Source organism: Pseudomonas sp. NPDC089741 (genome assembly GCF_044748825.1).
GTDB classification, from domain to species: Bacteria; Pseudomonadota; Gammaproteobacteria; order Pseudomonadales; family Pseudomonadaceae; genus Aquipseudomonas; species Aquipseudomonas helmanticensis.
Window position 1 is genome coordinate 1 of record NZ_JBIVGT010000029.1, and the last position, 23,901, is coordinate 23,901.

General features: G+C 59.7%; 23 protein-coding genes. 11 read left to right on the forward strand and 12 right to left on the reverse strand.

Annotation, left to right across the window (positions count from 1 at the left end):
* From ilvC to ACIPZE_RS22240, 3 genes are all read right to left on the reverse strand, one after another.
* On the reverse strand, positions 1-797 hold a 797-nt coding region (gene ilvC / locus ACIPZE_RS22230), incomplete at its 3' end, for a ketol-acid reductoisomerase (RefSeq protein ID WP_400775302.1).
* Positions 798-845: 48 nt separating this feature from the next.
* Entirely contained in the window at positions 846-1,337 is a 492-nt protein-coding gene (ilvN, locus tag ACIPZE_RS22235; RefSeq protein ID WP_003176102.1) for an acetolactate synthase small subunit, read from the reverse strand.
* A 2-nt stretch (positions 1,338-1,339) separates the two neighbouring features.
* The gene (locus ACIPZE_RS22240; RefSeq protein WP_400775306.1) at positions 1,340-3,064 is read right to left on the reverse strand and encodes an acetolactate synthase 3 large subunit; all 1,725 of its coding nucleotides are present in this window, start codon (positions 3,062-3,064) and stop codon (positions 1,340-1,342) included.
* Between the two features lie 399 nt (positions 3,065-3,463).
* On the opposite strand from ACIPZE_RS22240, the gene ACIPZE_RS22245 reads away from it, so the two are divergent.
* Positions 3,464-3,880, forward strand: coding sequence for a DUF4124 domain-containing protein (locus tag ACIPZE_RS22245; protein WP_283438682.1), 417 nt, complete (start codon positions 3,464-3,466; stop codon positions 3,878-3,880).
* A gap of 148 nt (positions 3,881-4,028) precedes the next feature.
* Here ACIPZE_RS22245 and ACIPZE_RS22250 read toward each other — a convergent pair whose 3' ends face one another.
* Genes ACIPZE_RS22250 through mrcB form a run of 3 tightly spaced genes read right to left on the reverse strand, consistent with a single transcriptional unit; the run spans position 4,029 to position 7,454 of the window.
* A complete protein-coding gene (locus ACIPZE_RS22250) occupies positions 4,029-4,364 on the reverse strand; it encodes a YqcC family protein (protein ID WP_400775308.1) in 336 nt (111 codons plus the stop codon).
* Complete coding sequence (locus ACIPZE_RS22255) at positions 4,364-5,113, reverse strand: hypothetical protein (RefSeq protein WP_400775311.1); 750 nt, start codon at positions 5,111-5,113, stop codon at positions 4,364-4,366. Before ACIPZE_RS22255 ends, ACIPZE_RS22250 begins: the two co-directional genes overlap by 1 nt.
* A gap of 16 nt (positions 5,114-5,129) precedes the next feature.
* Positions 5,130-7,454 (reverse strand): penicillin-binding protein 1B, encoded by a 2,325-nt coding sequence (gene mrcB, locus ACIPZE_RS22260; protein WP_283438684.1) that lies wholly within the window; start codon positions 7,452-7,454, stop codon positions 5,130-5,132.
* Positions 7,455-7,571: 117 nt separating this feature from the next.
* Here mrcB and ACIPZE_RS22265 point away from each other — a divergent pair, with 117 nt between their 5' ends.
* From ACIPZE_RS22265 to ACIPZE_RS22280, 4 genes are all read left to right on the forward strand, one after another.
* Positions 7,572-9,128: an AAA family ATPase gene (locus ACIPZE_RS22265; RefSeq protein WP_400775314.1), complete on the forward strand. Its 1,557-nt coding sequence runs from the start codon at positions 7,572-7,574 to the stop codon at positions 9,126-9,128.
* Between the two features lie 90 nt (positions 9,129-9,218).
* Positions 9,219-9,563 (forward strand): pentapeptide repeat-containing protein, encoded by a 345-nt coding sequence (locus ACIPZE_RS22270; protein WP_007909940.1) that lies wholly within the window; start codon positions 9,219-9,221, stop codon positions 9,561-9,563.
* Between the two features lie 283 nt (positions 9,564-9,846).
* Entirely contained in the window at positions 9,847-10,119 is a 273-nt protein-coding gene (locus ACIPZE_RS22275; RefSeq protein ID WP_003228231.1) for a TfoX/Sxy family protein, read from the forward strand.
* Positions 10,120-10,135: 16 nt separating this feature from the next.
* Positions 10,136-10,930, forward strand: a complete 795-nt coding sequence (locus ACIPZE_RS22280) for a Crp/Fnr family transcriptional regulator (protein WP_283438686.1) — start codon at positions 10,136-10,138, stop codon at positions 10,928-10,930.
* Positions 10,931-11,163: 233 nt separating this feature from the next.
* Here the strand turns inward: ACIPZE_RS22280 and ACIPZE_RS22285 are convergent, their stop codons facing one another.
* From ACIPZE_RS22285 to ACIPZE_RS22300, 4 genes are read right to left on the reverse strand one after another with little or no spacing between them, the layout of a single operon-like run.
* On the reverse strand, positions 11,164-12,015 hold the full coding sequence (locus ACIPZE_RS22285) for a ChaN family lipoprotein (RefSeq protein ID WP_283438687.1): 852 nt from the start codon (positions 12,013-12,015) through the stop codon (positions 11,164-11,166).
* A gap of 21 nt (positions 12,016-12,036) precedes the next feature.
* The gene (locus tag ACIPZE_RS22290) at positions 12,037-12,804 is read right to left on the reverse strand and encodes a heme ABC transporter ATP-binding protein (RefSeq protein WP_400775318.1); all 768 of its coding nucleotides are present in this window, start codon (positions 12,802-12,804) and stop codon (positions 12,037-12,039) included.
* On the reverse strand, positions 12,804-13,787 hold the full coding sequence (locus ACIPZE_RS22295) for an iron ABC transporter permease (protein ID WP_283439467.1): 984 nt from the start codon (positions 13,785-13,787) through the stop codon (positions 12,804-12,806). The genes ACIPZE_RS22290 and ACIPZE_RS22295 overlap by 1 nt, the downstream gene beginning before the upstream one ends.
* Before the next feature lie 50 nt (positions 13,788-13,837).
* Entirely contained in the window at positions 13,838-14,710 is an 873-nt protein-coding gene (locus tag ACIPZE_RS22300; protein WP_129395534.1) for a hemin ABC transporter substrate-binding protein, read from the reverse strand.
* A 166-nt stretch (positions 14,711-14,876) separates the two neighbouring features.
* On the opposite strand from ACIPZE_RS22300, the gene ACIPZE_RS22305 reads away from it, so the two are divergent.
* Positions 14,877-15,194 (forward strand): Rieske (2Fe-2S) protein, encoded by a 318-nt coding sequence (locus tag ACIPZE_RS22305; RefSeq protein ID WP_400775321.1) that lies wholly within the window; start codon positions 14,877-14,879, stop codon positions 15,192-15,194.
* On the opposite strand, the gene sfsA is transcribed toward ACIPZE_RS22305, so the two are convergent.
* Both sfsA and ACIPZE_RS22315 read right to left on the reverse strand, forming a co-directional pair.
* Positions 15,191-15,904, reverse strand: a complete 714-nt coding sequence (sfsA, locus tag ACIPZE_RS22310; protein WP_400775324.1) for a DNA/RNA nuclease SfsA — start codon at positions 15,902-15,904, stop codon at positions 15,191-15,193. The genes ACIPZE_RS22305 and sfsA overlap by 4 nt on opposite strands.
* Positions 15,904-17,076 (reverse strand): pyridoxal phosphate-dependent aminotransferase, encoded by a 1,173-nt coding sequence (locus ACIPZE_RS22315; RefSeq protein ID WP_400775326.1) that lies wholly within the window; start codon positions 17,074-17,076, stop codon positions 15,904-15,906. Before ACIPZE_RS22315 ends, sfsA begins: the two co-directional genes overlap by 1 nt.
* Positions 17,077-17,410: 334 nt before the next feature.
* Here ACIPZE_RS22315 and dksA point away from each other — a divergent pair, with 334 nt between their 5' ends.
* The 5 genes from dksA (at position 17,411) to ACIPZE_RS22340 (ending at position 23,596) form a co-directional block, all read left to right on the forward strand.
* Entirely contained in the window at positions 17,411-17,854 is a 444-nt protein-coding gene (gene dksA / locus ACIPZE_RS22320; protein WP_008080850.1) for an RNA polymerase-binding protein DksA, read from the forward strand.
* A 197-nt stretch (positions 17,855-18,051) separates the two neighbouring features.
* Positions 18,052-18,948, forward strand: coding sequence for a tRNA glutamyl-Q(34) synthetase GluQRS (gluQRS, locus tag ACIPZE_RS22325; protein WP_283438693.1), 897 nt, complete (start codon positions 18,052-18,054; stop codon positions 18,946-18,948).
* A gap of 77 nt (positions 18,949-19,025) precedes the next feature.
* A complete protein-coding gene (locus tag ACIPZE_RS22330; RefSeq protein WP_003176118.1) occupies positions 19,026-19,202 on the forward strand; it encodes a hypothetical protein in 177 nt (58 codons plus the stop codon).
* Positions 19,186-22,140, forward strand: a complete 2,955-nt coding sequence (locus tag ACIPZE_RS22335; RefSeq protein WP_283438694.1) for a sensor histidine kinase — start codon at positions 19,186-19,188, stop codon at positions 22,138-22,140. Before ACIPZE_RS22330 ends, ACIPZE_RS22335 begins: the two co-directional genes overlap by 17 nt.
* 22 nt (positions 22,141-22,162) lie before the next feature.
* A complete protein-coding gene (locus tag ACIPZE_RS22340; RefSeq protein WP_283438695.1) occupies positions 22,163-23,596 on the forward strand; it encodes a sigma-54 dependent transcriptional regulator in 1,434 nt (477 codons plus the stop codon).
* Positions 23,597-23,901 lie beyond the last annotated feature (305 nt).

Here is a 23,901-nt window from a genome sequence, read left to right on the forward strand (position 1 = left end):
ATCACTTCCGGGCCAGTCACGTACGCCCCGTCTTCGGCGTTGTGGGAGATCGAGTAGTTCATGTTGGCGATACCGCCTTCGTACATGAGGTCAACGATCAGCTTCAGTTCGTGCAGGCATTCGAAGTAGGCCATTTCCGGCGCGTAGCCAGCTTCAACCAGGGTTTCGAAACCGGCTTTAACCAGTTCAACGGTACCGCCGCACAGAACGGCTTGTTCGCCGAACAGGTCGGTTTCAGTCTCGTCCTTGAAGGTGGTTTCGATGATGCCGGTACGACCGCCACCAACGCCAGCAGCGTAGGACAGTGCAACGTTTTTGGCGTTGCCCGAGGCGTCCTGGTAGATCGCGATCAGGTCAGGGATACCGCCGCCCTTGACGAACTCGGAACGTACGGTGTGGCCCGGAGCTTTCGGCGCGATCATGATCACGTCGAGGTCGGCACGCGGAACAACCTGGTTGTAGTGGATCGCGAAGCCGTGGGAGAAGGCCAGGGTGGCGCCTTTCTTGATGTTCGGCTCGATTTCGTTCTTGTACAGAGCAGACTGGAACTCGTCCGGAGTCAGGATCATGACCAGGTCGGCAGCAGCAACGGCGGAAGCAACGTCGGTCACTTTCAGGCCGTGAGCTTCAGCTTTGGCAACGGTGGCCGAACCTTTACGCAGACCAACAGTAACGTCAACGCCGGAGTCTTTCAGGTTGCACGCTTGGGCGTGGCCCTGGGAACCGTAACCGATGATGGCAACTTTCTTGCCCTGGATGATCGACAGGTCGCAGTCTTTTTCGTAATAAACTTTCATGAAATTCCCCTATATATCCAGGCCGTTCAGGCCATTCACTAATTTGGTTTAGATGCTGAGTACTTTGTCGCCGCGGGCAATGCCGGTCACGCCGCTGCGGACGGTTTCCAGAATCGATGCGGTGCCGATGGACTGAATGAAGCTGTCGAGCTTGTCGCTGGTACCGGTCAATTGAACGGTATACACGCTGGCACTGACATCGACGATCTGTCCACGGTAAATATCGGTGGTGCGTTTGATCTCGGCGCGCTGGGCGCCAGTGGCCTTGACCTTGACCAGCATCAGTTCGCGCTCGATGTGAGCGCTTTCCGACAGGTCCACCAGCTTGACCACTTCGATCAGCTTGTTCAGGTTTTTGGTGATCTGCTCGATGACTTCATCGTGGCCAACGGTGGTCAGCGTCAGACGCGACAGGGTCGGGTCTTCGGTCGGGGCCACGGTCAGGCTTTCGATGTTGTAGTTGCGCTGCGAGAACAGGCCGACTACGCGAGACAAAGCGCCGGGTTCGTTTTCCAGAAGCAAGGAAATAATGTGCCGCATGATTAAGTACGCTCCGTCTTGCTCAGCCACATGTCGCGCATCGAGCCGTCTTTGATCTGCATCGGATAGACGTGCTCGCTGGTGTCGACCGAAACGTCGATGATCACCAGGCGATCCTTCATGGCGAACGCTTCTGCCATCTTCGACTTCAGATCTTTCGATTCGGTGATGCGTACGCCGACGTGGCCGTAGGCTTCAGCCAGCTTGACGAAGTCAGGCAGCGATTCCATGTAGGAGTGCGAGTGACGGCTGCCGTAGCTCATGTCCTGCCACTGACGAACCATCCCCAGAACACCGTTGTTCAAGATGACGATTTTCACTGGCAAGCCATATTGCAGGCAGGTCGACAGTTCCTGGATGTTCATCTGGATACTGCCTTCGCCGGTGACGCAGGCAACGTCGTCATCCGGGAAGCTCAACTTGATACCCATGGCCGCCGGGAAACCGAAGCCCATGGTGCCCAGGCCACCGGAGTTGATCCAGCGATTCGGCTTGTTGAACGTGTAGTACTGCGCAGCGAACATCTGATGCTGGCCCACGTCGGAAGTGATGTAGGCATCGCCCTTGGTCACTTCGCAGAGGGTTTCGATCACGGTCTGCGGCTTGATCACGCTGCCGTCGCCCTTTTCGTAAGGGAACAGGCCGCGATCACCACGCCATTCATCAACCTGCTTCCACCAACTGGCCACGGACTCCTTGTTCGGGGTCTCGCCGATTTCCTTGAGGATCGCAACCATTTCGGTCAGGACGCTCTCGACCGGACCAACGATAGGCACGTCGGCCTTGATGGTCTTGGAAATCGAAGCCGGATCGATGTCGATGTGAATGATCTTGGCGTTCGGGCAGAACTTCGCCGGGCCATTGATCACGCGATCGTCAAAACGCGCGCCGACCGCCAGGATCACGTCAGCGTGGTGCATCGCCAGGTTGGCGGTGTAGCTGCCGTGCATGCCGAGCATGCCGATGAACTGACGATCAGTACCAGGGAAACCGCCGAGGCCCATCAAGGTGTTGGTCACTGGCAGGTTGAGCATTTTCGCCAGTTCGGTCAGCGGTGCGGAACCGTTGCCGAGAATCACGCCGCCACCGGAGTACATGACCGGGCGCTTGGCCGCCAGGAGCATTTCTGCCGCCTTGCGGATTTGCCCGGAGTGACCGCGAACGGCCGGGCTGTAGGAACGCAGCTTGGCTTTCTTCGGGAAGATGTATTCGAACTTCTCGGCCGGGTTGGTCATGTCTTTCGGGATATCGACCACGACCGGGCCCGGACGACCGGAGGCCGCCAGGGAGACGGCCGTCTGCAGGACGTCCGGGAGTGCCGAAGCGTGTTTGATCATGACGCTGTGCTTCACGATCGGCCGGGAAATACCGATCATGTCGGTTTCCTGGAACGCGTCGGTGCCGACCATGGTGCTTGGCACCTGACCGGAAATGATCACCATTGGAATCGAGTCCATATAGGCCGTGGCAATACCGGTGATGGCGTTTGTGGCGCCTGGACCGGAAGTCACCAATACCACGCCGGCTTTACCGGTGGCACGGGCATAGCCGTCAGCCATATGGGTTGCCGCTTGTTCGTGACGAACCAGGATGTGATTCACTTCCGGTTCTTTGAACAGGGCATCGTAAACATGCAGGAGAGCACCACCCGGGTACCCGTAGATATATTTGACGCCTTCGTCACGCAAAAAGCGGACGAGCATCTCACCGCCAGATAAAAGCTCCACGTTGTTCACCTCTAAAACGCCAGAATACCGTCCACAAAAAAGGGGCGGGTCTTAATAGGTTTACTTCTCGGCAGAGCATGAGCGACGGTGGTCGCCGACTACGTCAGCACTGACTGAGCAAGTATTGGGATCGTCCCAAGTGTTGCGGGCCTTTCCCACCCAGCGCGAGGTAACGCGTTGCGGGTGTAACAGGTCGGCGCGGATGTGCGCCTCATGATCTACCGAGTGGGTCTGCTTCTGGCAGTCCCTCTACAGCGGACTTTGGATTCTTCTGTTTCGCCCTCTCCAAGTCAAGTCGTCTGTGTGGTTAATTGTGGGTAAGCACATGAGAACGCAAGAAAAAACCTGAAAACCGCTACTCTGTTAGTGTCAATTGCGCAATTTTGCCAAGGAATCAGCATGCGAACGCTCCTTCTCACTCTGCTGATCGGCCTCAGCCCATGGTGCATGGCCGCTCAAATCTACAAATGGGTCGATGCCCAAGGGGTCACGCACTTCGATGCGCAGCCACCAGCGGGCCAATCATCCACTACCGTGCAGACGCCCTCCTCGCCCCCGCCGAAACCTGCGGCAATGCCGGGCAGCGGTGCGCTCGGTGATCAGAAGGCTATCGATGACAAGGTGAAGAAACAGGTGGCTGATCAACAGACGCAGCTCAAGCAGTTTTGCGAGCAGGCACGGACCAACCTTGCGCAATTGCAGAACAATCCGCGATTGAGGGAGGAAGTAGAGGGACAGTTACGCCGGCTGGATGATGCGCAGCGTCAGGAGCGCATCGTCGAGGCGCAGAAACAGATCGCACAGAATTGCGAGTAGACACCAATGTAGGAGCTGCCGAAGGCTGCGATCTGTTGATCTTGCTTTAAAAACAGGATCAAAAGATCGCAGCCTGCGACAGCTCCTACAGTTATCCGGTGCCCGCCGTAAAAAGGATTGAGGCGGTGCCAGCCCGCAAAGGATCGGTTTAGCGCGAGGCGGTGATCAGCAGGTCGAACTCTTTGAGCAGCACCTGAAGCTGACGATCCTTGCCACCCAGGTTACGCTGGGCGAAGACCATTTCGGCCATTTCCTGAATGCCCGAAGCATTCGGCAACGGCAGATCCTCCTCAAGGATGTATTTCATCTTCGGCAGGAAGATCCATTGCAGCCACTGCTCGAAGTCGAGCGTATCGACCGAAAACGGCTCGACACTGCTCAACGCTTCGGCCGACGGCTGAACGTCGTCCCACCAACCCTGAGTGCGCAGTTCACGCTCGATCAGCAACAGCTGATCGGCGATTTTCGGGAAACGAGCATCCATCACAGCGAAACCTTGGCCTTCTGACGGGCCTGAGCAGCGCCGGCGGAATCGCCTTGTTTCTCACGGGACTGGGCAATGATTTCCCACAGATTGGCTTGCAGGTCCGGACGACCGTTGGCCATGGTCAGCGCACGACGAGCGAACTGTTCGGCTTGCGGCGCATCACCTTGGGCCATGCGCACCTGCGCCAGACGATAAAGCACTTGCGGCTCACGCGGCGCCACACGCTGGGCGCGCTCTAGACTGGAGGATGCACCGTTAAGGTCGCCACCGGCCTGTTGCTGCTGAGCCGTCGTCAGCAAGGCAAGCACCGGACCGTCCAGTTGCTCGTCGGCCGACAGACCACCGCCACTGCTCGCCGAAGGAATGCCGCTCGGCGTCGACGGCATGCTGTAGCTGCCGGAGTTGATCGGTGCCGACTCAACTGCCGAAGGGTTATACGGCCCCGGCGTGATACCACCGGACGCCGGACCCGGCACGATTGGCGAAGAGCTGATCGGCGTCGACACGGCGGCGCCACCACCCGGCACCATCACCACCACACCGGTATCGCCTTGCGGGATCGCCTGAGTCTGGCCCTGCACAGGACGTTTCACGGTCGTTTGACGGAAACCGCCATTGGCCGAAATGCGCTCGCTGTTGGACACCGCAGTCCCGGAGTCAACCACCGGAATCGAACCATGCTGTACGGTAGAGCAGCCGCTGAGCAAAGCCACGGCGGTCACCGCTGGAATCAACCACTTGTTCACTTGAAACCCTCTTTGCTTAATTCATCCAGCCCTTGACCCAATCCATCACCGATTCGCCGGAGGCAGGTGTTTCACCTGCACACGAGGCGCCGGGTGGCGGTTCGCTGCCGCGAATATACGGCATCTGCACCGCTCCGGGGCAGTTGGCATCGGAGCCCTGCCCGGTACGCGAATCGACCCACGCCTGTACGACGTTATCCGGCTGCGGCATGTCCAGCGGCAGCGGATCGGCCTTGCGCATGAAACTGGTCCAGACCTGCAGCGCACCGGTCGCACCGGTGAACGGCGTCTTGCCGTTGTCGTCGCGCCCCAGCCACACCACTGCCAGCAGATCCTGGCTGAAACCGGCAAACCAGCTGTCGCGGGAATCGTTACTGGTACCGGTCTTGCCGGCCAGCGTCAGAGTCTTGGGCAACACGTTGTAAACCGAGCTGCCGGTACCTTCACGCATCACGCGCTGCATGGCGTTCTGGATCAGGTAGATAGACGCAGGGTCGAAGCGCTGTTCAATCTGGAACGGATAACGCTTGAGCGGCTCACCCTCGGCGGTCAGCACGCTGCGAATTCCGCGCATCGGCGTATTGAAACCGCCGTTGGCCAGCGTCTGGTACATGGTCGCGACTTCGATAGGAGTCATGCCGCCCGCACCGAGCAACATCGACGGGAACGCCGGAAACTCACGCGTCACGCCCAGCCGACTCAAGGTCTTGAGCACGTTCGGCACGCCGACTTCCAGGCCAAGACGCGAGGTCGACAGGTTGTAGGAATGCGCCAGCCCCTGATAAAGGAACACGGTGCCGTGGGAGCGACGGTCATAGTTCTGCGGTTTCCACACCTGGCCGTTCGCGCCTTTGACCGACAACGGATCGTCCGACAGCCAACTGGTCAGCGTGTACTGACTCGGTTTTTCCAGCGCCGTCAGATAAACCGCGGGCTTGATCAACGAGCCGACCGGCCGCACGGCATCCAGTGCCCGGTTGAACCCGGCGTAACTGGCCTGACGGCTGCCGATCATCGCCTGCACTTCGCCGGTTTCCGGATTGGTCACGACCATTGCCGCTTCGACGTCATCGGAACCCTTGCGCCCCGACAGACGCTTGAAGGTATCGTTGACCGACGCCTCGGCTTTCATCTGCAGGATCGGATCGAAACTGGTGAAGATGCGCAGGCCTTCTTCGGTCAAGTCTTCGTCGCGATAATCTTCACGCAGCTGACGTTTGACCAGATCGATAAAGCCCGGGAACGAGCTGTCGGCCAGTTTGCCGCGAGTGGTCACGCCCAGCGGCATGTTCTTCGCAGCGGCCACTTGCTCGGCAGTCGCAACGCCTTGTTGCTCAAGCACGTCGAGCACCAGGTTACGACGTTCCAGTGCACGCTCGGGGTTGCGACGCGGATTGTAATAGGACGGGCCTTTGACCATGCCGACCAACAGCGCAACTTGATGCAACTTCAGTTCGGACAACGGCTGACCGAAGAAGAACTGGCTGGCCAAGCCGAAACCGTGCACCGCGCGCTGGCCGTCCTGACCGACAAAGACTTCATTGAGGTACGCCTCAAGGATTTCCTTCTTGTCGTAATGCAGCTCCAGCAACAGCGCCATCATCGCTTCAGTGAGCTTGCGGGTCAGGCTGCGTTCGCTGGTCAGGTAGAAGTTTTTCACCAACTGCTGGGTCAGCGTACTGCCGCCCTGAGTCATCTTGCCGCCAGAAGTGTTGACCCAGACTGCCCGGGCAATCGATTTCGGCGACACACCCCAATGGCTGTAGAAATCGCGATCTTCCACAGCGACCAGGGTTTCGAGCAGGTACGGCGGCACTTGGTCGATCTTGATCAGGATTCGGTCTTCCAGGTTCTTCGGATAAATCCCGCCGATCATCAGCGGCTCGAGACGGACCACGGACAATTTCGAACCGTTGGTCGCCGACAGTTCAGCCACATAATCGCCGGAGAAACGCACGCGCACCGGTTGCGGTTTCTCCAGACCTTCATAGAACTGGAAGCCACGGGTGTTCAAGTCGACAGTATTGCCGCTGACGGCTGCGGCGCCGGGGCCGTTGCTCACGGCTTCGCGGCGATAGCCAAGGGCATCGAGTTCGGTGAGGAAATCTTCCTTGCTGAGCTTTTGTCCGACGAACAGCTCGAGCGGGCGCGCGTAGACCTTGGCCGGGATGGTCCAGCGCTTGCCGGAGAACTTCTCCTGCACCACGGCATCGAGGTAAACGGCGAAGCCGGCCAGCACCACAAGGCCGACCAGACTGAGTTTAATGGCCCAGCTCAACCACGGGCTCAGGCCCTTGGAAGGTGGTTTTTTCTTGGTACGGGGAGATCGGGTTCGAGTCATGGCGGCGGATTATACGCACTTTATTCATACTCAACAGGAGCGCTCCGAGGTTTGCGTAAGGCTGGCGAGCGGCCATAATGGCCGCCTCGAATTTCCCCCGTCTCTGAAGGATCGCCCGTGAGCCAATCACTGATCGCTGCCCTGCAAAACCCGGCCCTCTATCCGCACCCTGTCGAAGGGTTCCAGGTCATCGAAACCCATATTTCCTGGGTGATCCTCACCGGCCCCTTTGCCTATAAAGTGAAGAAGCCAGTGAATTTCGGCTTCCTCGACTTCACCGGTCTCGACGCGCGCGCACATTTTTGCGCTGAAGAGCTGCGCCTGAACCAACGCCTGACCGACGATTTGTATCTGGAAGTGTTGCCCGTCACCGGCAGCGTCGAGGCACCGCAACTGAACGGCGACGGCCCGGCCATCGAATACGTGCTGAAAATGCGCCAGTTCCCACAGACCGGGATGCTCAGCACCCTGCAAGCGAATGGCGAGCTGACCACACAGCACATCGACGAAATGGCCGAGCAGATCGCCCGCTTCCACCTCACAGCCCCCAAAGTCCCAGCCGAACACGACGCTGGCACCCCGGACAGCGTGATGGCGCCAGTTTCGCAAAACTTCGAGCAGATCCTGCCGTTCCTCAGCGACAAGAACGATCTGCTGCAACTCAACGCACTGAAGGCCTGGGCCGAAAGCAGCTTCGAGCGTCTAAAACCACTGTTCGCTCAACGCAAGACCGAAGGCTTTACCCGTGAGTGCCACGGCGACATCCACTTGGGCAACGCCACCGTCATTGACGGTAAAGTGGTGATCTTCGACTGCATCGAATTCAACGAACCGTTCCGCTTCACTGACGTCTGGGCCGACACCGGTTTCCTCGCGATGGACCTCGAAGACCGTGGCCTGAAATCCCTCGCGCGTCGTTTGATCAGCCAGTACCTGGAGCTGACCGGCGACTATCAAGGCCTGGAGGTGCTGAACTTCTATAAAGCCTACCGCGCACTGGTTCGCGCCAAGGTTGCGCTGTTCAGCATGCCGGCAGACGCGACCCCGGTGCAGCGCGCCACCACCCTGCGCCAGTACCGCAACTACGCCAACCTGGCGGAAAGCTACAGCACCATTCCTTCGCGCTTCATGGCTATCACCCACGGTGTTTCCGCTGTCGGCAAGAGCCGCGTGGCCATGCGTCTGGTTGAAGCGCTGGGCGCGATTCGCCTGCGTTCCGACGTTGAACGCAAGCGCCTGTTCGGCGAGCAGACCGTTGCCAACAATGTGCAGGCCGGCATTTATAGCGCTGATGCCAGCGTTGCGACCTACGCCCGCCTGCACGGAATCGCTGAAGTGATCCTGCACGCCGGTTTCCCGGTGGTGATCGATGCGACTTATCTCAAACGCGAGCAGCGTGACAGCGCAGCGAAAATCGCTGAAGCCACCGGCACGCCTTTCCTGATTCTTGACTGCAATGCGCCGCAAGCGGTGATCGAGAGCTGGCTGGCGATTCGTCAGGCCGATAAACAGGATCCGTCCGACGCCACCCTGGCCGTGATCGAAGCACAACAGGCCAATCGCGAAGCGCTGACGCCGGAAGAAATTCTGCGCAGCAAACGCGTGCAGACCAATGAATCCGGCACGCTGGACACCGTGGTCGCGCAGATCCGTCAGCGCCTGCCAGGCCTGTAAGAAACTATTTCGGCCGTGAAGCCCTCGCTTGCTTCACGGCCGTCAAATAGTGGCACTATACTGGCGTCATAAAACCAACGGTGATATGACATGAGCCAGCCGAAACTTCTCGACACCCCGCTATATGCCTTGCTGCACAAAGACGACATCACAGGTTTCAACAAAGAGCGCCCACAGGATGGCCCGATCGACATGGTCGGCGGCGATTTTCGTGGTCTGGATCTGCGTGAACTGAACGCCGATGGCGTGGATTTCCGGGACGCGTACTTCCGATCTGCCGATCTGCGTGGCATCGATTTCCGCAATGCATCGCTGGAAGGTGCAAGCCTCGCGCACGCACAGATTTCCGGTGCGTACTTCCCGCCGGAGCTGAGTGCCGACGAGATTCTGATGTCGATGAATTTCGGTACGCGCCTGCGTTATCGTACTCGTTGATCGTCTCACTGCTCCCTGACACAACGCCTCCCCTGTAGGAGTGAGCCTGCTCGCGATAGCGGTCTAACATTCAACACAGGTGTGCCTGCCAGTCCGCTATCGCGAGCAGGCTCACTCCTACATTCAATTGTGCCCCCTCCCTTTCTGCGTTCGCAGGCCGTTCTAGCGCCCTTTCTTAGAAGCATTTGCGTCGAATCCGACCAAACAACCACGCTTTTCCTACTGATGGCTACACTCCTGAGAAGCTCGCCCACGCACCATTCGGCCGTCGCAAGGAGGCTTGATGAATGATGAACTGCAACACCTGAAGAATCTTGGCAAGACGTCGGCGCAATGGCTGCATGCCGTGGGCATCCACAGCGCCTCGGACTTGCGTCGCCTGGGCGCGGTGGACGCCTACCGGGCCGTGCGTACCCGCGGGTTTCGCGCATCGAAGGTGTTGCTGTATGCGATTGAGGGCGCGTTGATGGATGTGCACTGGAACGACATCCCCGCCGAACGCAAGGACGCCCTGAACAAACAGCTCGAAGCCATCTCCTCGCGCCACAAGAACTGAACGGGCATAGACCGTCATGTATTTACTGGGGGAACAATCGGCGCACGCCGACGCACTGATCAATCGCTTGCAGAGTTTGCCTGGGCAATGGCTCGAAGGCTTGGCGCCCTGCGGGCCGACTGTCGAACTGCAGGCAACGGATGACCTGCTCGCGCAGTTGCCAGACGACCAATTGTTTCTGCTCAGCGAAGGCGTGATCAACGGCTGCATCGGCGCGCGGCCACTGTTTTATTGGCAGGAAGGTGATTTGATCGGCCTCCAGCAGGGTGATGACTGGGGCGACTGCCGCTTGTGCAGTGACGGGCCATTGCGCTTGCAACCCTACCGGCGCAATCAGTTTTTCCAGCACCTGTTTGCTGATTCTTCCCGAGCGGATCAATTCCTTGAATACCTGCTGGGGCAAATGGCGATCCTCGCCCACGCCGTGGCGGAGCTGAAGCCGCGAGAGTTTCGCAGCACCAACGGCTTCAAGCGGGTCGAGGCGGGAGAGGTACTGATCCAGCAGGGGGACGCCGCCGATCATGTGTTTGTGATCATCGACGGGCATGCCGAGGCATTTGTCGATGGGCAAAAGGTTGGCGATGTGCCCAAGGACGAGATTTTCGGCGCCATGGCGGTATTCACTGGCGAGCCGCGCAACGCCACGGTAATCACTCGCGAGCCGAGCACGGTAATGCTGATTCCCGGCGATCAATTTTTGAGCATGACTCGCTCAAATCCGAAGATCGCGCACAGCCTGATCGAGAGCATGGCGCGGCGTATCGGCCAGCTCAACAAACAGATCACTCAATTGACGACCGCCAAGGGCTAGCGCGCAGCCCTTTGTTTTCGGGGCGTTCCGGCCATTCCACAGACTAAATCAAATAAATGCAGAATCAGTTGTTGACTCGGTAATGAGAATCGCTATGATTATCACAACTGGTCGCGAGATCAGTCGATATTCTGAAAAGCCCTTGGTTCGGACTCTCAGATTATCTCCTCATCAGGCTAATCACGGTTATTTGACCCGGTTTTTTACCGGGTCTTTTTTTGCCTGTGGAAAAGTCATTTGCCGAATTGTTTGCGCATCTGCTTGCAGTAATCCTGCTTCGGCGTCGCGGGTGTGTACCAGACGTAATCGGCCATCGCCGCCGTCATCTCGCTGCCCTGCTCCGCCAGCATCAACACTGTGGGTGCCTGAGCAGCGCCCAAATCCAGCAAGTGCACCGGCACCCCGACATCCTTGCGCGCATGCCAAGCGCCGGCCAGCAACATGGCTGGCGTCGGCGCAGCCAACAAACGCTGTGCCATACGCCGATCGCGCTGTTGCTGAACGGCGAGCATTGCCGGCATTTGCGACTTGGGCAGCAGACCACAGTGGGAATCGCTGATTTGTTCCAGTAACGTCGTCTTCACCGAATCGGCGTTACTGCGCTCACCACTTAACCCAGGCGGCTTGCGGTAAACGGCGCGGATTTCGCCGTCATCCAGATTGGCCGCCAGCAGTGGATAAGGTTGTGCAAGGGCGAAACGGACGATTGGCCCATAGAGGTTCCAGTCCCAACCGTCCTGCCAGGCCAATGCCGCAGGAAGATCAGCGGCGGGCGAGGCCGACTGGCGCTGGGCATCGACGTTGGGTTGCTGATCCGGCGTGAGCATTTCCAGCGACAGGCTGCCCTGCGGTCGCCTTTCACCCAGCGACTGCAATAACCATAACTGCACGGCGTGATGATCGGCGTTGTCGTGCTGCTCGCCAATGATCAGCCGTTCAGGCGCAGCGAGCCGGTCGATCAGTTCCTGCGCCGTCAGCAACTGACCACTGCGCAAATCGCGAATCTCGCCATTGACGGGCGGCGGCGCAACAACGTGCTGACACCCCGCAAGCACCACCAACGCCAACAGCCACAGCCCACGCATGCACTCACCTCGACGGGGAAATCAACGGGCGATGATCAGCGGATGCCCACGCTCCGGGTGCGGCTGCACCAATACTTCAAGACCGAACACCGCTTTCAGCGAGTCCGGCCGCAAGACTTGCTCGGGGGTATCCAGCGCCACCGGACGCCCACCCTCAAGCAGCAACACCCGATCACAATAACGCGCCGCCAGATTCAAATCATGCAGGATCACCAGCACCGCCGCCCCGCGATCGGCAAACTCGCGCACGGCCTGCAAGGTTGTGTGCTGATGCAGCGGGTCGAGCATCGACGTCGGTTCATCCAGCAACAAGGTTTGCCCGGCCTGACCCGGCCAGAGCTGTGCCAGCACCCGCGCCAGATGCACACGCTGGCGCTCGCCGCCGGACAACGCCAGATAACTGCGGCCGCTCAGATGCCCGGCATCCGCCGCGGCCAGTGCTGCGGCGACAATTTCCTCATCGCGCACCCGGCCGCTTTGATACGGCAAGCGGCCCATGCCGACGACTTCTTCAACGCGAAAGGCGAAGTCCAGGGTCGACACCTGCGGCAGTACCGCCAGACGTTGAGCGCGTTGTGTGCCCGTCCAGTGATTCAGCGCCTCGCCGTCGAGCGAGACCTCGCCCTCGCTGGCGCTCAGTTCACCGCACAGCGCCCCGAGCAACGTGCTTTTGCCAGCACCGTTCGGCCCCAACACGCCCAGCACCTCGCCCGGCTCAAGTTGCAGGGTGACGCCACTGAGTACCGTTTTGCGCCCACGCTGGATGTGCAGATTGTGCGTTCGCAACATCAGGCACGCCCTCGTAGCAGCAGATAAAGAAAGAACGGTGCACCGATAAATGCCGTGACAATACCGATCGGTAACTCCGCCGGCGCCAGCGCCAGACGCGCGACCAGATCGGCGAGCAGCAACAGGCTCGCCCCGGCCAGCACCGATGCCGGCAGCAACACCCGATGATCAGGACCGGCCAGCAAACGCACCAGATGCGGCACCACCAGGCCAACGAAACCGATCATGCCCGCCGCTGCCACCGCCGCGCCGACACCCAGCGCGGTGCAGAACACCAATTCACGCTTGAGCCGCTCGACGTCGATGCCCAGGTGCCCGGCCTCCGACTCACCGAGCAGCAAGGCATTCAGTGCCTTGGCCCGACGCGGTAACCACAGCGCCACGCCAGCACTGATGATCAACAATGGCCACAACCGCGCATAACTGGCGCCATTGAGGCTGCCCAGGTTCCAGAACGTCAGCGTGCGTAACGTCGCGTCATCCGCCAGATAAGTGAACAGCCCCACCGCTGAGCTGGCCAGCGCCGTCAGGGCAATCCCCGCCAGCAACATGGTCGCGACGTTGGTCTGGCCGTTGCGTCGACCGAGTCGATAGACCAGCGCCGTCACCCCGAGGCCGCCGAGAAACGCGCAGACCGACAACAGATAGGGCCCGAACCATTCCGGCAAACCACCAAAAAACGATCCGCCGACAATCGCAATCGCCGCCCCCAACGCCGCACCGCTGGAAACACCGACCAGCCCCGGATCCGCCAGCGGATTACGAAACAGGCCTTGCATCGCCACGCCAGACAAGGCCAACACACCGCCGACCGCCAGCCCGAGCAAAGTACGCGGCAGACGAATCTGCCCGAGAATCAGCTCAGCCTGCTCCAGACCCTCTGGCGCCAGTGGCACACCGAGCATGCGCAATCCCGCGCGCAACGTATCGAGCAACGGCAGGCTGACCGGCCCCAACGCCAGTGACAGCCAGATCGCCAGCAAACACAGGAGCGTCAGGCCGATGAACAAGCCACGGGGTTTTACCAATGTGGTCATTGGCCGCTCTTGGCCGGATAGAAACCGTCAGACAGGGTTTTCAGCGCTGTCGGCAGACGCGGACCGAGGCCACCGACCAGCAGCGTCGGGTCCAGCTCCAGCACGCGCCCGGTCTTGGCGGCGCGGCTTGAATTGAGAATCGGGTTTTCCTTGAACAGCGCAGCTTTCGCCGCCTCACCGGTCAACGCACGGTCAGCGAATACCAGCACCTCAGGATCGAGGCTGGCGAGGGACTCCACGGAAAACGGCTTATAGCCGGTATGGGTGGCAAGGTTGTGTCCGCCGGCCTGTTGCAGCAGCCAGTCGGCGGCGGTGTCCTTGCCCGCGATCAATGGCTTGCCACCGGCATGACCGAGCAACAGCAACACGCCCGGCGCTTTCTGTTTGACCTGAGCTTGCGCGACACGCGACTTCTGCGCATCGAGTTGCTGTTGATAACTTTGCAGCAGTTGCGCAGCCTGTGGCTCGGCGCCCAGCAATTGGCCCAGATGAGTGACATTCTTCTCCAGCGTCGGCAGATCCGGCTGGGCCGAGAACAACTCGACCTGAACCTTCGCCGCTTTTACCTGCGCAAGCACTGGAGGCGGACCCATTTCTTCGGTGCCGATCAGGATGTCCGGGCGCAGACTGAGAATGCCCTCAGCGGAAAGGCTGCGCTGATAACCAATGCTCGGCAGTGCCTTCAATGACTGCGGATGCTGGCTGGTGGTATCGACGCCAACCAGTTTCGACTCGCCACCCAAGGCGCTGACCCACTCTGACAATGCGCCGCCGGCACTGACCCAGCGTTGCGGCAAATCAGCCGCTGCAGCCTGGTGGCTGAGCAAAAGTGCGACACACAGCACAGCAACGCGAGTACTCAGGCGCATACAAAGCTTCCTTGAACATGGTTTTTCCCGGGCATCGGGATGACAGGCCAAGTATCCTCGACATCTGCCAGCCGCCCTGCGGACGAAGGCCGCCATTTGATAATTGTTTGCATTTAAACGTCAAGCTCGGACATATCCAGACACGAGCCGACACTAGAGGATAGTCATGAAGTTTCTCTGCGCAGGCACCGATCTGGCCGAAGCGAAAAGCCGTGGTTTCGAGATCGACGGCAACAAGCTGTTCGCCGTGCGCCGCAGCGGCCAGGCCTATGTCTACCTCAATCGCTGCCCGCACCGGGGTGTCGGGCTGGAATGGCAACCCGACCAGTTTCTCGACCCGAGCAACAGCCTGATCCAGTGCGCCACCCACGGCGCACTGTTTCTCATCGAGGACGGCGAATGCGTTGCCGGACCTTGCGCCGGACAAGCCCTCACCGCTATCCCGTGCCGCGAAGACGCGCAAGGCCTGTGGATCGATGTTTAACCGTTGAGCAATACGTCGAGGCGCCGGTCGATGACCATCTCTTCATGGCTCAAGCGCACGCCGTACGCTAGCACCTCGACGCCACAAGCGACCGCCTCAAGCAGTGCGTCTGCGTAGGCCAAATCGATTTCCCTCGCAGGACGCACCGCTTCGATCCCACTCAGATTGACGCAATACAACTGCACCGCGCGAATCCCGTCTCGCGCCAGATGCGCCAGCTCGCGCAAATGCTTGGCGCCGCGCTGGGTCACCGCATCGGGAAATGCCGCCACGGCCGTACCATCGAAGCCCAAGGTGACGCTTTTCACTTCGACATAAGCCGGGCCGCTCGGGTATTCGAGACGGAAATCGATACGGCTTTTTTCCTGCCCGTAAGCGACTTCACGCTTCAACGCGGTAAACCCGTTTAATTCGGTGATCACGCCAGCCTGCAAGGCCTCTTCGACCAAGCCGTTGGCGCGCCCGGTGTTCACACAAAACAGCCGTCCTTGCGGGGTTTCGCCGATTTCCCAAGTGCCGGGCAACTTGCGTTTGGGGTCATTGGAGCGACTGAACCAGACCTGCCCGCCCTCGACCTGACAGTTGAGCATCGAGCCAGTGTTTGGGCAGTGAATGGTCAGCAACTCGCCGCTAACGGTTTCGATATCGGCGAGAAAACGCTTGTAACGACGAATCAGTCGCGCTTCTTCAAGAGGAGGATAAAAGCGCATCAGCCGTGCCAGCTCTTCAAGCCACGCGCGATGCGCTCCACCGCTTCCTGTAAGCGAGGGAGGTTTTGCGTGTAAGCAAACCGCACATGATGGCTGGCCTGATAGCGACCGAAGTCGAGTCCCGGGGTAAACGCGACATGCTCGGTTTCGAGGAAATGCCGGCAGAACGCGAAGGCATCGCCGCCGAACTGGCTGATATCGGCGTAAAGGTAGAAGGCGCCTTCGGGTTCAACGGCGATGTTGAAACCGAGCTCGCGCAATGCCGGCAGCAGGAAGTCGCGACGACGGCCGAACTCGGCGCGGCGCTCTTCCAGAATGGCGATGGTGTCTGCTTCGAAGCAGGCCAGTGCCGCGTATTGCGCCATGCTCGGGGCACTGATGTAGAGGTTTTGCGCGAGTTTTTCCAGCTCGCTGACCGCAGCATCAGGCGCTACCAGCCAACCAAGACGCCAGCCGGTCATGCCAAAGTATTTTGAGAAACTGTTCAACACAAAAGCGCTGTCATCGACTTCCAGCACGCTGGCGGCATCGGTACCGTAAGTCAGGCCGTGATAGATCTCATCCACCACCAAATGCCCGTGTCTGGCCTTGATGGCTGTGGATAACCCAGCCAGTTCATCGCGGGTCAGGATCGTACCGGTCGGGTTGGCCGGCGATGCGACCAGTGCGCCGACGCTGTCGTGATCCCAATGTCGCGCGACCAGATCCGGGGTCAGTTGGTAACGCACGTCCGGCCCTACAGGAACAAGCTGCGCCGCGCCTTCGACCAGCCGCAGGAAGTGCCGGTTGCACGGGTAACCCGGATCCGCCAGCAGCCAGTGTTTGCCGGGATCGACCAGCAAAGCGCTGGCCAGCAGCAGCGCGCCGGAGCCGCCCGGGGTGATCAGAATCCGCCGTGGATCGATGTTCAGGCCATATCGCGATTGATAAAACCCGGCAATGGCTTCGCGCAGCTCGGGAATCCCGCGCGCTGCGGTGTAACGGGTCTTGCCCGCCGTCAGCGCCGCCTGCCCTGCACGAATGATCGGCTCGGCCGTGGTGAAATCCGGTTCGCCGATTTCCAGGTGGATCACATCATGGCCTTCAGCCTGCAATTCATTGGCCCGCGCCAGCAGCGCCATCACATGGAACGGTTCGATCGCACGACTGCGCGCACTGTAGGGCTGAGCCATTGGCTTTCCTTCGACGGGAAAAAAGAGACGATTCTACCCATCTGCCGGAACGAGCGAGAACCCGCAGCGGTCACAGCCTCAAGAACGCTGGACTGTAACGATACGAGCGTACGCTCCAGGATTGACTAAAATCAGTGATTGAACAGGTCTTCAACACCACCAGACACGGCTTGCCAAACATTTGCAAGCGCCACCCGCCGGGGCCTCGACATCCGGGAGTAGCGCAGGCCGAATTGATCTGGTAAGTTCGCCCGCTTGCAGCCGCAGGGCCGGCAGGTGTCGGTGATGGAGCAATCCTGCGCAATGGATTACAAGAGTAGAGGCGGTCCATTTCATGCCCACCCAAGCAAAGCAACAGCAGAATCAGACGATCAGCGGTTTCGAACCTTATGTTCCGGCGAAAGGTGAAGAGTACATGGGCGCCCCGATGCGCGCGCACTTCACCAAGGTCCTGAACAAGTGGAAACAGGAGTTGATGCAGGAAGTCGACCGCACCGTTGACCACATGAAGGACGAAGCAGCCAACTTCCCTGACCCGGCCGATCGTGCCAGCCAGGAAGAAGAGTTCGCCCTTGAGCTGCGCGCCCGCGACCGCGAGCGCAAGCTGATCAAGAAAATCGACAAGACGCTGCAACTGATCGAAGACGAAGAGTACGGTTGGTGTGATTCGTGCGGCGTCGAGATCGGTGTAAAGCGCCTCGAAGCACGCCCTACGGCCGACATGTGCGTCGACTGCAAGACCCTGGCGGAAATCAAGGAAAAGCAGGTCGGCAAGTAACCTCGACCTGAACGAAAAACGGAGCGTGCGAACGCTCCGTTTTTGTTTCTGACGTTTGCCATTGGCTCTTGTGGGAGCGAGCCTGCTCGCGAAAGCGCTGTGTCATTCAACATTTGATCGTCTGACACCACGCTTTCGCGAGCAGGCTCGCTCCCACAGGTTGACCTGCGTATAGCCTGAAAAGTAGCTTCGTTTCCATGACTGCCAAGACATCCCCCGCCTACATCGGCCGCTTCGCCCCAACCCCCAGTGGCCACCTGCACTTCGGTTCGCTGGTTGCCGCCCTCGCCTCCTACCTCGACGCCCGTTCGGTCGGCGGTCGCTGGCTGGTGCGCATGGAAGATCTCGATCCGCCCCGTGAAGAACCCGGAGCGCAAGCCGCGATCCTCAAGGCGCTGGAAAGCTATGGCTTCGAATGGGATGGCGACATGGTGCGCCAGAGCGATCGGCATGACGCTTACGCCGACGTGCTCAACAGCCTGTTCAATCATGGCCTGGCCTACGCGTGCACCTGCTCGCGCAAACAGCTCGAAGCGTACAACGGCATTTATCCTGGCCTGTGCCGCAATGCCGGCCACGATCAACAAGACGCGGCAATCCGCCTGCGCGTGCCGGAGCTGGAATACCACTTCATCGACCGCGTGCAGGGCGAGTACCGTCAACACCTCGGTCGCGACGTCGGCGATTTCGTCATCCGCCGGCGCGACGGCCTCTACGCCTATCAATTGGCCGTGGTGCTCGACGATGCCTGGCAAGGCATTACCGATATCGTCCGTGGCGCCGACCTGCTCGACTCGACACCGCGCCAGCTCTACCTGCAAGAACTGCTCGGCATGCGCCAGCCGCGATACCTGCACTTGCCGCTGATTACCCAGCCGGACGGCAACAAACTCGGCAAGTCCTACCGTTCGCCGCCGCTTGAAGCCGATCAGGCCACACCGTTGTTACTACGAGCCCTGCGCGCTCTGGGGCAAAACCCTGGCGCCGAACTGGCCCACGCCTCACCTCAAGAGTTGCTCAACTGGGGCAGCGCGCACTGGGATGCCAGCAAGATCCCGCGCACACTGACCCTGCCCGAGGCGCAACTGCTATGACGACACTTGCAGTCGCGCGCCCATCCGTTACCATCGCCGCACGTTTTCGGGCACGCGCATAAAAAAGAGAGGCCGGGATGTACATCTATCGCTTGGTCCTGCTTTTAGTCGTGGGGATCTACCTGTTTTCCCCCGCCATCATGGATTGGTGGATCGACGCTACGGGCGCCTGGTATCGCCCCTATCTGCTTTGGCTGATCCTCATAGTCGTGACCTTCATCCTGCAGAGCCAAAAAGATGCCGATGAGCTTTAGTCTGACCCAGATGATCCTGATCAGCGCCGCGTACCTGGCGACGCTGTTCGGCGTTGCCTGGGTCAGCGAACGGGGCATGATCCCGCGCGCGATCATTCGTCACCCGCTGACCTACACCCTGTCGCTGGGGGTTTACGCCAGTGCGTGGGCGTTCTACGGCACGGTCGGCCTGGCATATCAGTACGGCTACGGTTTTCTCTCCAGTTACCTCGGTGTGTCCGGCGCGTTTCTATTGGCGCCGGTGCTGCTCTATCCAATTCTGAAGATCACCCGCACCTATCAACTGTCGTCGCTGGCGGATCTGTTTGCCTTTCGTTTCCGCAGTACCTGGGCCGGCGCACTGACCACGATCTTCATGCTGATTGGCGTGTTGCCGTTGCTGGCGTTGCAGATTCAAGCGGTCGCCGATTCCATTGGCATCCTCACTGGCGAGCCGGTGCAGAGCCGCGTGGCGCTGGCGTTCTGTGCGCTGATCATCCTGTTCACGATTTTCTTTGGCTCCCGCCACATCGCAACTCGCGAGAAACACGAAGGCCTGGTGTTCGCGATTGCCTTTGAGTCGGTGATCAAACTGGTCGCCCTCGGCGGCGTCGGCCTCTATGCCTTGTACGGCGTGTTCGACGGCCCGCAGCAACTTGAGGTGTGGCTGCTGCAAAACCAGACCGCCCTTGCTGCGCTGCACACGCCATTGCAGGAAGGCCCGTGGCGCACGCTGCTGTTGGTGTTCTTCGCTTCGGCGATCGTGATGCCGCACATGTATCACATGACGTTTACCGAAAACCTCAACCCGCGCTCGCTGGTCAGCGCAAGTTGGGGTTTGCCGCTGTTCCTGCTGCTGATGAGCCTGGCAGTGCCACTGATTCTCTGGGCCGGCCTCAAGCTCGGCGCCACGACCAACCCGGAATATTTCACCCTCGGTATCGGTATTGCCGCTAACAGTAAACCGCTGGCATTGCTCGCCTATGTCGGCGGTTTATCGGCAGCCAGCGGCTTGATTATCGTCACCACGCTGGCGCTATCGGGAATGGCGCTGAACCATCTGGTGCTGCCGCTTTATCAGCCGCCGGCCGAAGGCAACATCTACCGCTGGCTGAAGTGGACGCGCCGCGCACTGATCGTCGCGATCATCATGGCCGGCTTCGGTTTCTATCTGATGCTCGGCGCCGAGCAGGATCTGGCCAACCTCGGCATCGTCGCATTTGTGGCGACCCTGCAATTCCTCCCTGGGGTGTTGTCGGTGTTGTACTGGCCGACCGCCAACCGTCGCGGCTTTATCGCCGGTCTGCTGGCGGGGATTCTGGTCTGGGTGGTGACCATGTTGTTGCCGCTGGTCGGCAATCTGCAGGGGTTCTACATCCCGCTGCTGAACATGATTTACGTGCTCGACGACACCAGTTGGCACATGGCCGCAATCGCCTCGCTCGCCGCCAACGTCTTGATGTTCACGCTGATCTCGCTGTTCACCAATGCCAGCCCGGAAGAGGCCAGTGCCGCCGAGGCCTGCGCGGTAGATAACGTCCGTCGCCCGCAACGTCGCGAACTGCACGCCGCCTCGCCGCAGGAATTCGCCACACAACTGGCCAAACCGCTGGGCGCCAAGGCGGCGCAGAAAGAAGTCGAGCAAGCGCTGCGCGACCTTTATCTGCCCTTCGACGAACGCCGCCCGTATGCCCTGCGCCGTTTGCGCGACCGCATCGAAGCCAACCTCTCAGGCCTGATGGGCCCGAGCGTGGCGCAGGACATGGTCGAAACCTTCCTGCCGTACAAGGCTGGCGGTGAAAACTATGTGACCGAAGACATCCACTTCATCGAAAGCCGCCTCGAGGATTACCACTCGCGCCTCACAGGACTGGCTGCCGAACTCGATGCCCTGCGCCGTTACCACCGCCAGACCTTGCAGGAACTGCCGATGGGCGTCTGCTCGCTGGCCAAGGATCAAGAGATCCTGATGTGGAACAAGGCCATGGAAGAACTCACCGGCATCGCCGCGCAACGCGTGGTCGGTTCGCGCTTGAGCACCATTGGCGAGCCGTGGAAAGAATTGCTGCAAGGCTTCATCAACCTGCCCGACGAGCATTTGCACAAACAACACTTGGCCCTCGACGGCCAGACGCGCTGGCTCAACCTGCACAAAGCGGCGATCGATGAGCCGTTGGCACCGGGTAACAGCGGTCTGGTGTTACTGGTCGAGGATTTGACCGAAACGCAGATGCTCGAAGACAAACTGGTGCACTCCGAACGTCTGGCCAGCATCGGTCGACTTGCGGCGGGCGTAGCTCATGAAATCGGCAACCCGGTCACCGGCATCGCCTGTCTGGCGCAAAACCTGCGCGAAGAGCGCGAAGAAGACGACGAGCTGACGGAAATCAGCGGCCAGATTCTCGAACAGACCAAACGCATATCGCGCATCGTTCAGTCGCTGATGAGTTTTGCCCACGCGGGTAGCCATCAGCACAGTGACGAGCCCGTCTGTCTGGCCGAAGTGGCCCAGGATGCCATCGGGCTGCTGGCGCTGAACCGACGCAATTTCGAAGTGCAGTTCTACAACCTCTGCGATCCCGATCACTGGGTCGAAGGCGATCCGCAGCGACTCGCCCAGGTCTTGATCAATCTGCTCTCCAACGCCCGCGACGCCTCGCCGCCGCACAGTGCGGTACGGGTCAAGAGCGAAGCCGGCGAACACACGGTCGATCTGATCGTTGAAGACGAAGGCAGCGGTATTCCGAAGAACATCATGGACAGATTGTTCGAACCCTTCTTCACCACCAAGGATCCTGGCGAAGGCACCGGTCTGGGCCTTGCACTGGTCTATTCCATCGTTGAAGAGCATTATGGACAAATCACCATCGACAGCCCGGCTGATGTACAAAGCCAACGCGGCACCCGTATCCGGGTGACCTTACCGCGTCATGTCGAAGCGACGTCCGCTGTGAACTGAGACCGTCGAGAGTATCGAATCAATGCCGCACATTTTGATCGTCGAAGACGAAACAATTATCCGCTCCGCCTTGCGCCGCCTGCTGGAACGTAACCAGTACCAGGTCAGCGAAGCCGGTTCAGTGCAGGAAGCACAAGAACGCTTCACCATTCCTACGTTCGATCTGATCGTCAGCGATCTGCGTTTGCCGGGCGCTCCGGGCACCGAGCTGATCAAGCTTGGCCAGGGCACGCCGGTGCTGATCATGACCAGTTACGCCAGCCTGCGTTCAGCGGTCGACTCGATGAAGATGGGCGCGGTGGACTACATCGCCAAGCCTTTCGACCACGATGAAATGCTTCAGGCCGTTGCACGGATCCTGCGTGATCGCCAGTCGGCTCCGGCTGCCGGCGAAGCGGTTGCCAGCAAATCGGCCAATGGCAGCGGCAAATCCGCCGTCGACAACAGTAACGGCGAGATCGGCATCATCGGTTCCTGTCCACCCATGCAGGACCTGTACAGCAAGATCCGCAAAGTCGCACCGACCGATTCCAATGTGTTGATCCAGGGCGAGTCCGGTACCGGTAAGGAACTGGTGGCCCGTGCCCTGCACAATCTGTCGAAACGCGCCAAGGCACCGATGATTTCGGTGAACTGCGCGGCCATCCCGGAAAGCCTGATCGAATCCGAACTGTTCGGCCACGAAAAAGGCGCGTTCACTGGCGCCAGCGCCGGGCGCGCGGGTCTGGTCGAAGCGGCGGATGGCGGCACCTTGTTCCTCGACGAAATCGGCGAACTGCCACTGGAAGCTCAGGCCCGCCTGCTGCGCGTGTTGCAGGAAGGCGAAATTCGCCGGGTTGGTTCAGTGCAATCGCAGAAAGTCGATGTGCGCCTGATTGCGGCCACCCACCGGGACCTGAAAAGCCTGGCGAAAATCGGCCAGTTCCGTGAAGACCTTTATTACCGCCTGCACGTGATCGCCCTGAAACTGCCTGCGCTGCGCGAGCGCGGTGCCGACGTCAACGAAATTGCCACGGCTTTCCTCGCTCGCCAGAGCGCACGCATCAACCGTACCGACCTGAAATTTGCTGCGGATGCCGAACAGGCCATCCGTCATTATTCCTGGCCAGGTAACGTGCGTGAGCTGGAGAACGCCGTCGAGCGCGCGGTGATTCTCAGCGAAAGCCCGGAAATCTCGGCCGAGCTGCTGGGCATCGACATCGAGCTGAGCGATCTGGAAGACGACGAGTTCATCGGTCTGCCGCCACAAACGGCGGGTAACGCCAGCAGCAGCCATGAGCCGACCGAAGACCTGTCGCTGGAAGACTACTTCCAGCACTTCGTCCTCGAACATCAGGACCACATGACCGAGACCGAACTGGCGCGCAAACTGGGTGTCAGCCGCAAATGTCTGTGGGAACGCCGTCAGCGCCTGGGCATCCCACGGCGCAAGACCGGGGTCGCCAGCGAGAGCTGAACGTTACCTGTCGAGTGTGCGGGTAACGCTTGAAGATGTGAAAAAACTGTTACCTCAGTCGATTCACGTAACAGAAGCCGGGGTTATCGGTAACGAAACCCCGGCTTTTTTTCGCCCCGAGAAAACGGTTATATCGACCTAACCCTTTGTTTTACTGGGTTTCGCAAAAGTTGGCACGACCCCTGCTATATGTTTGGTACAAGAACAATAACAAGCAATGCACAAGACAATAAAAATAAGACGAATCGACTCACGCACAATAAAAACAAGACGGCGAGAGGCGCAGCTAACTGATTCTTTTGGAG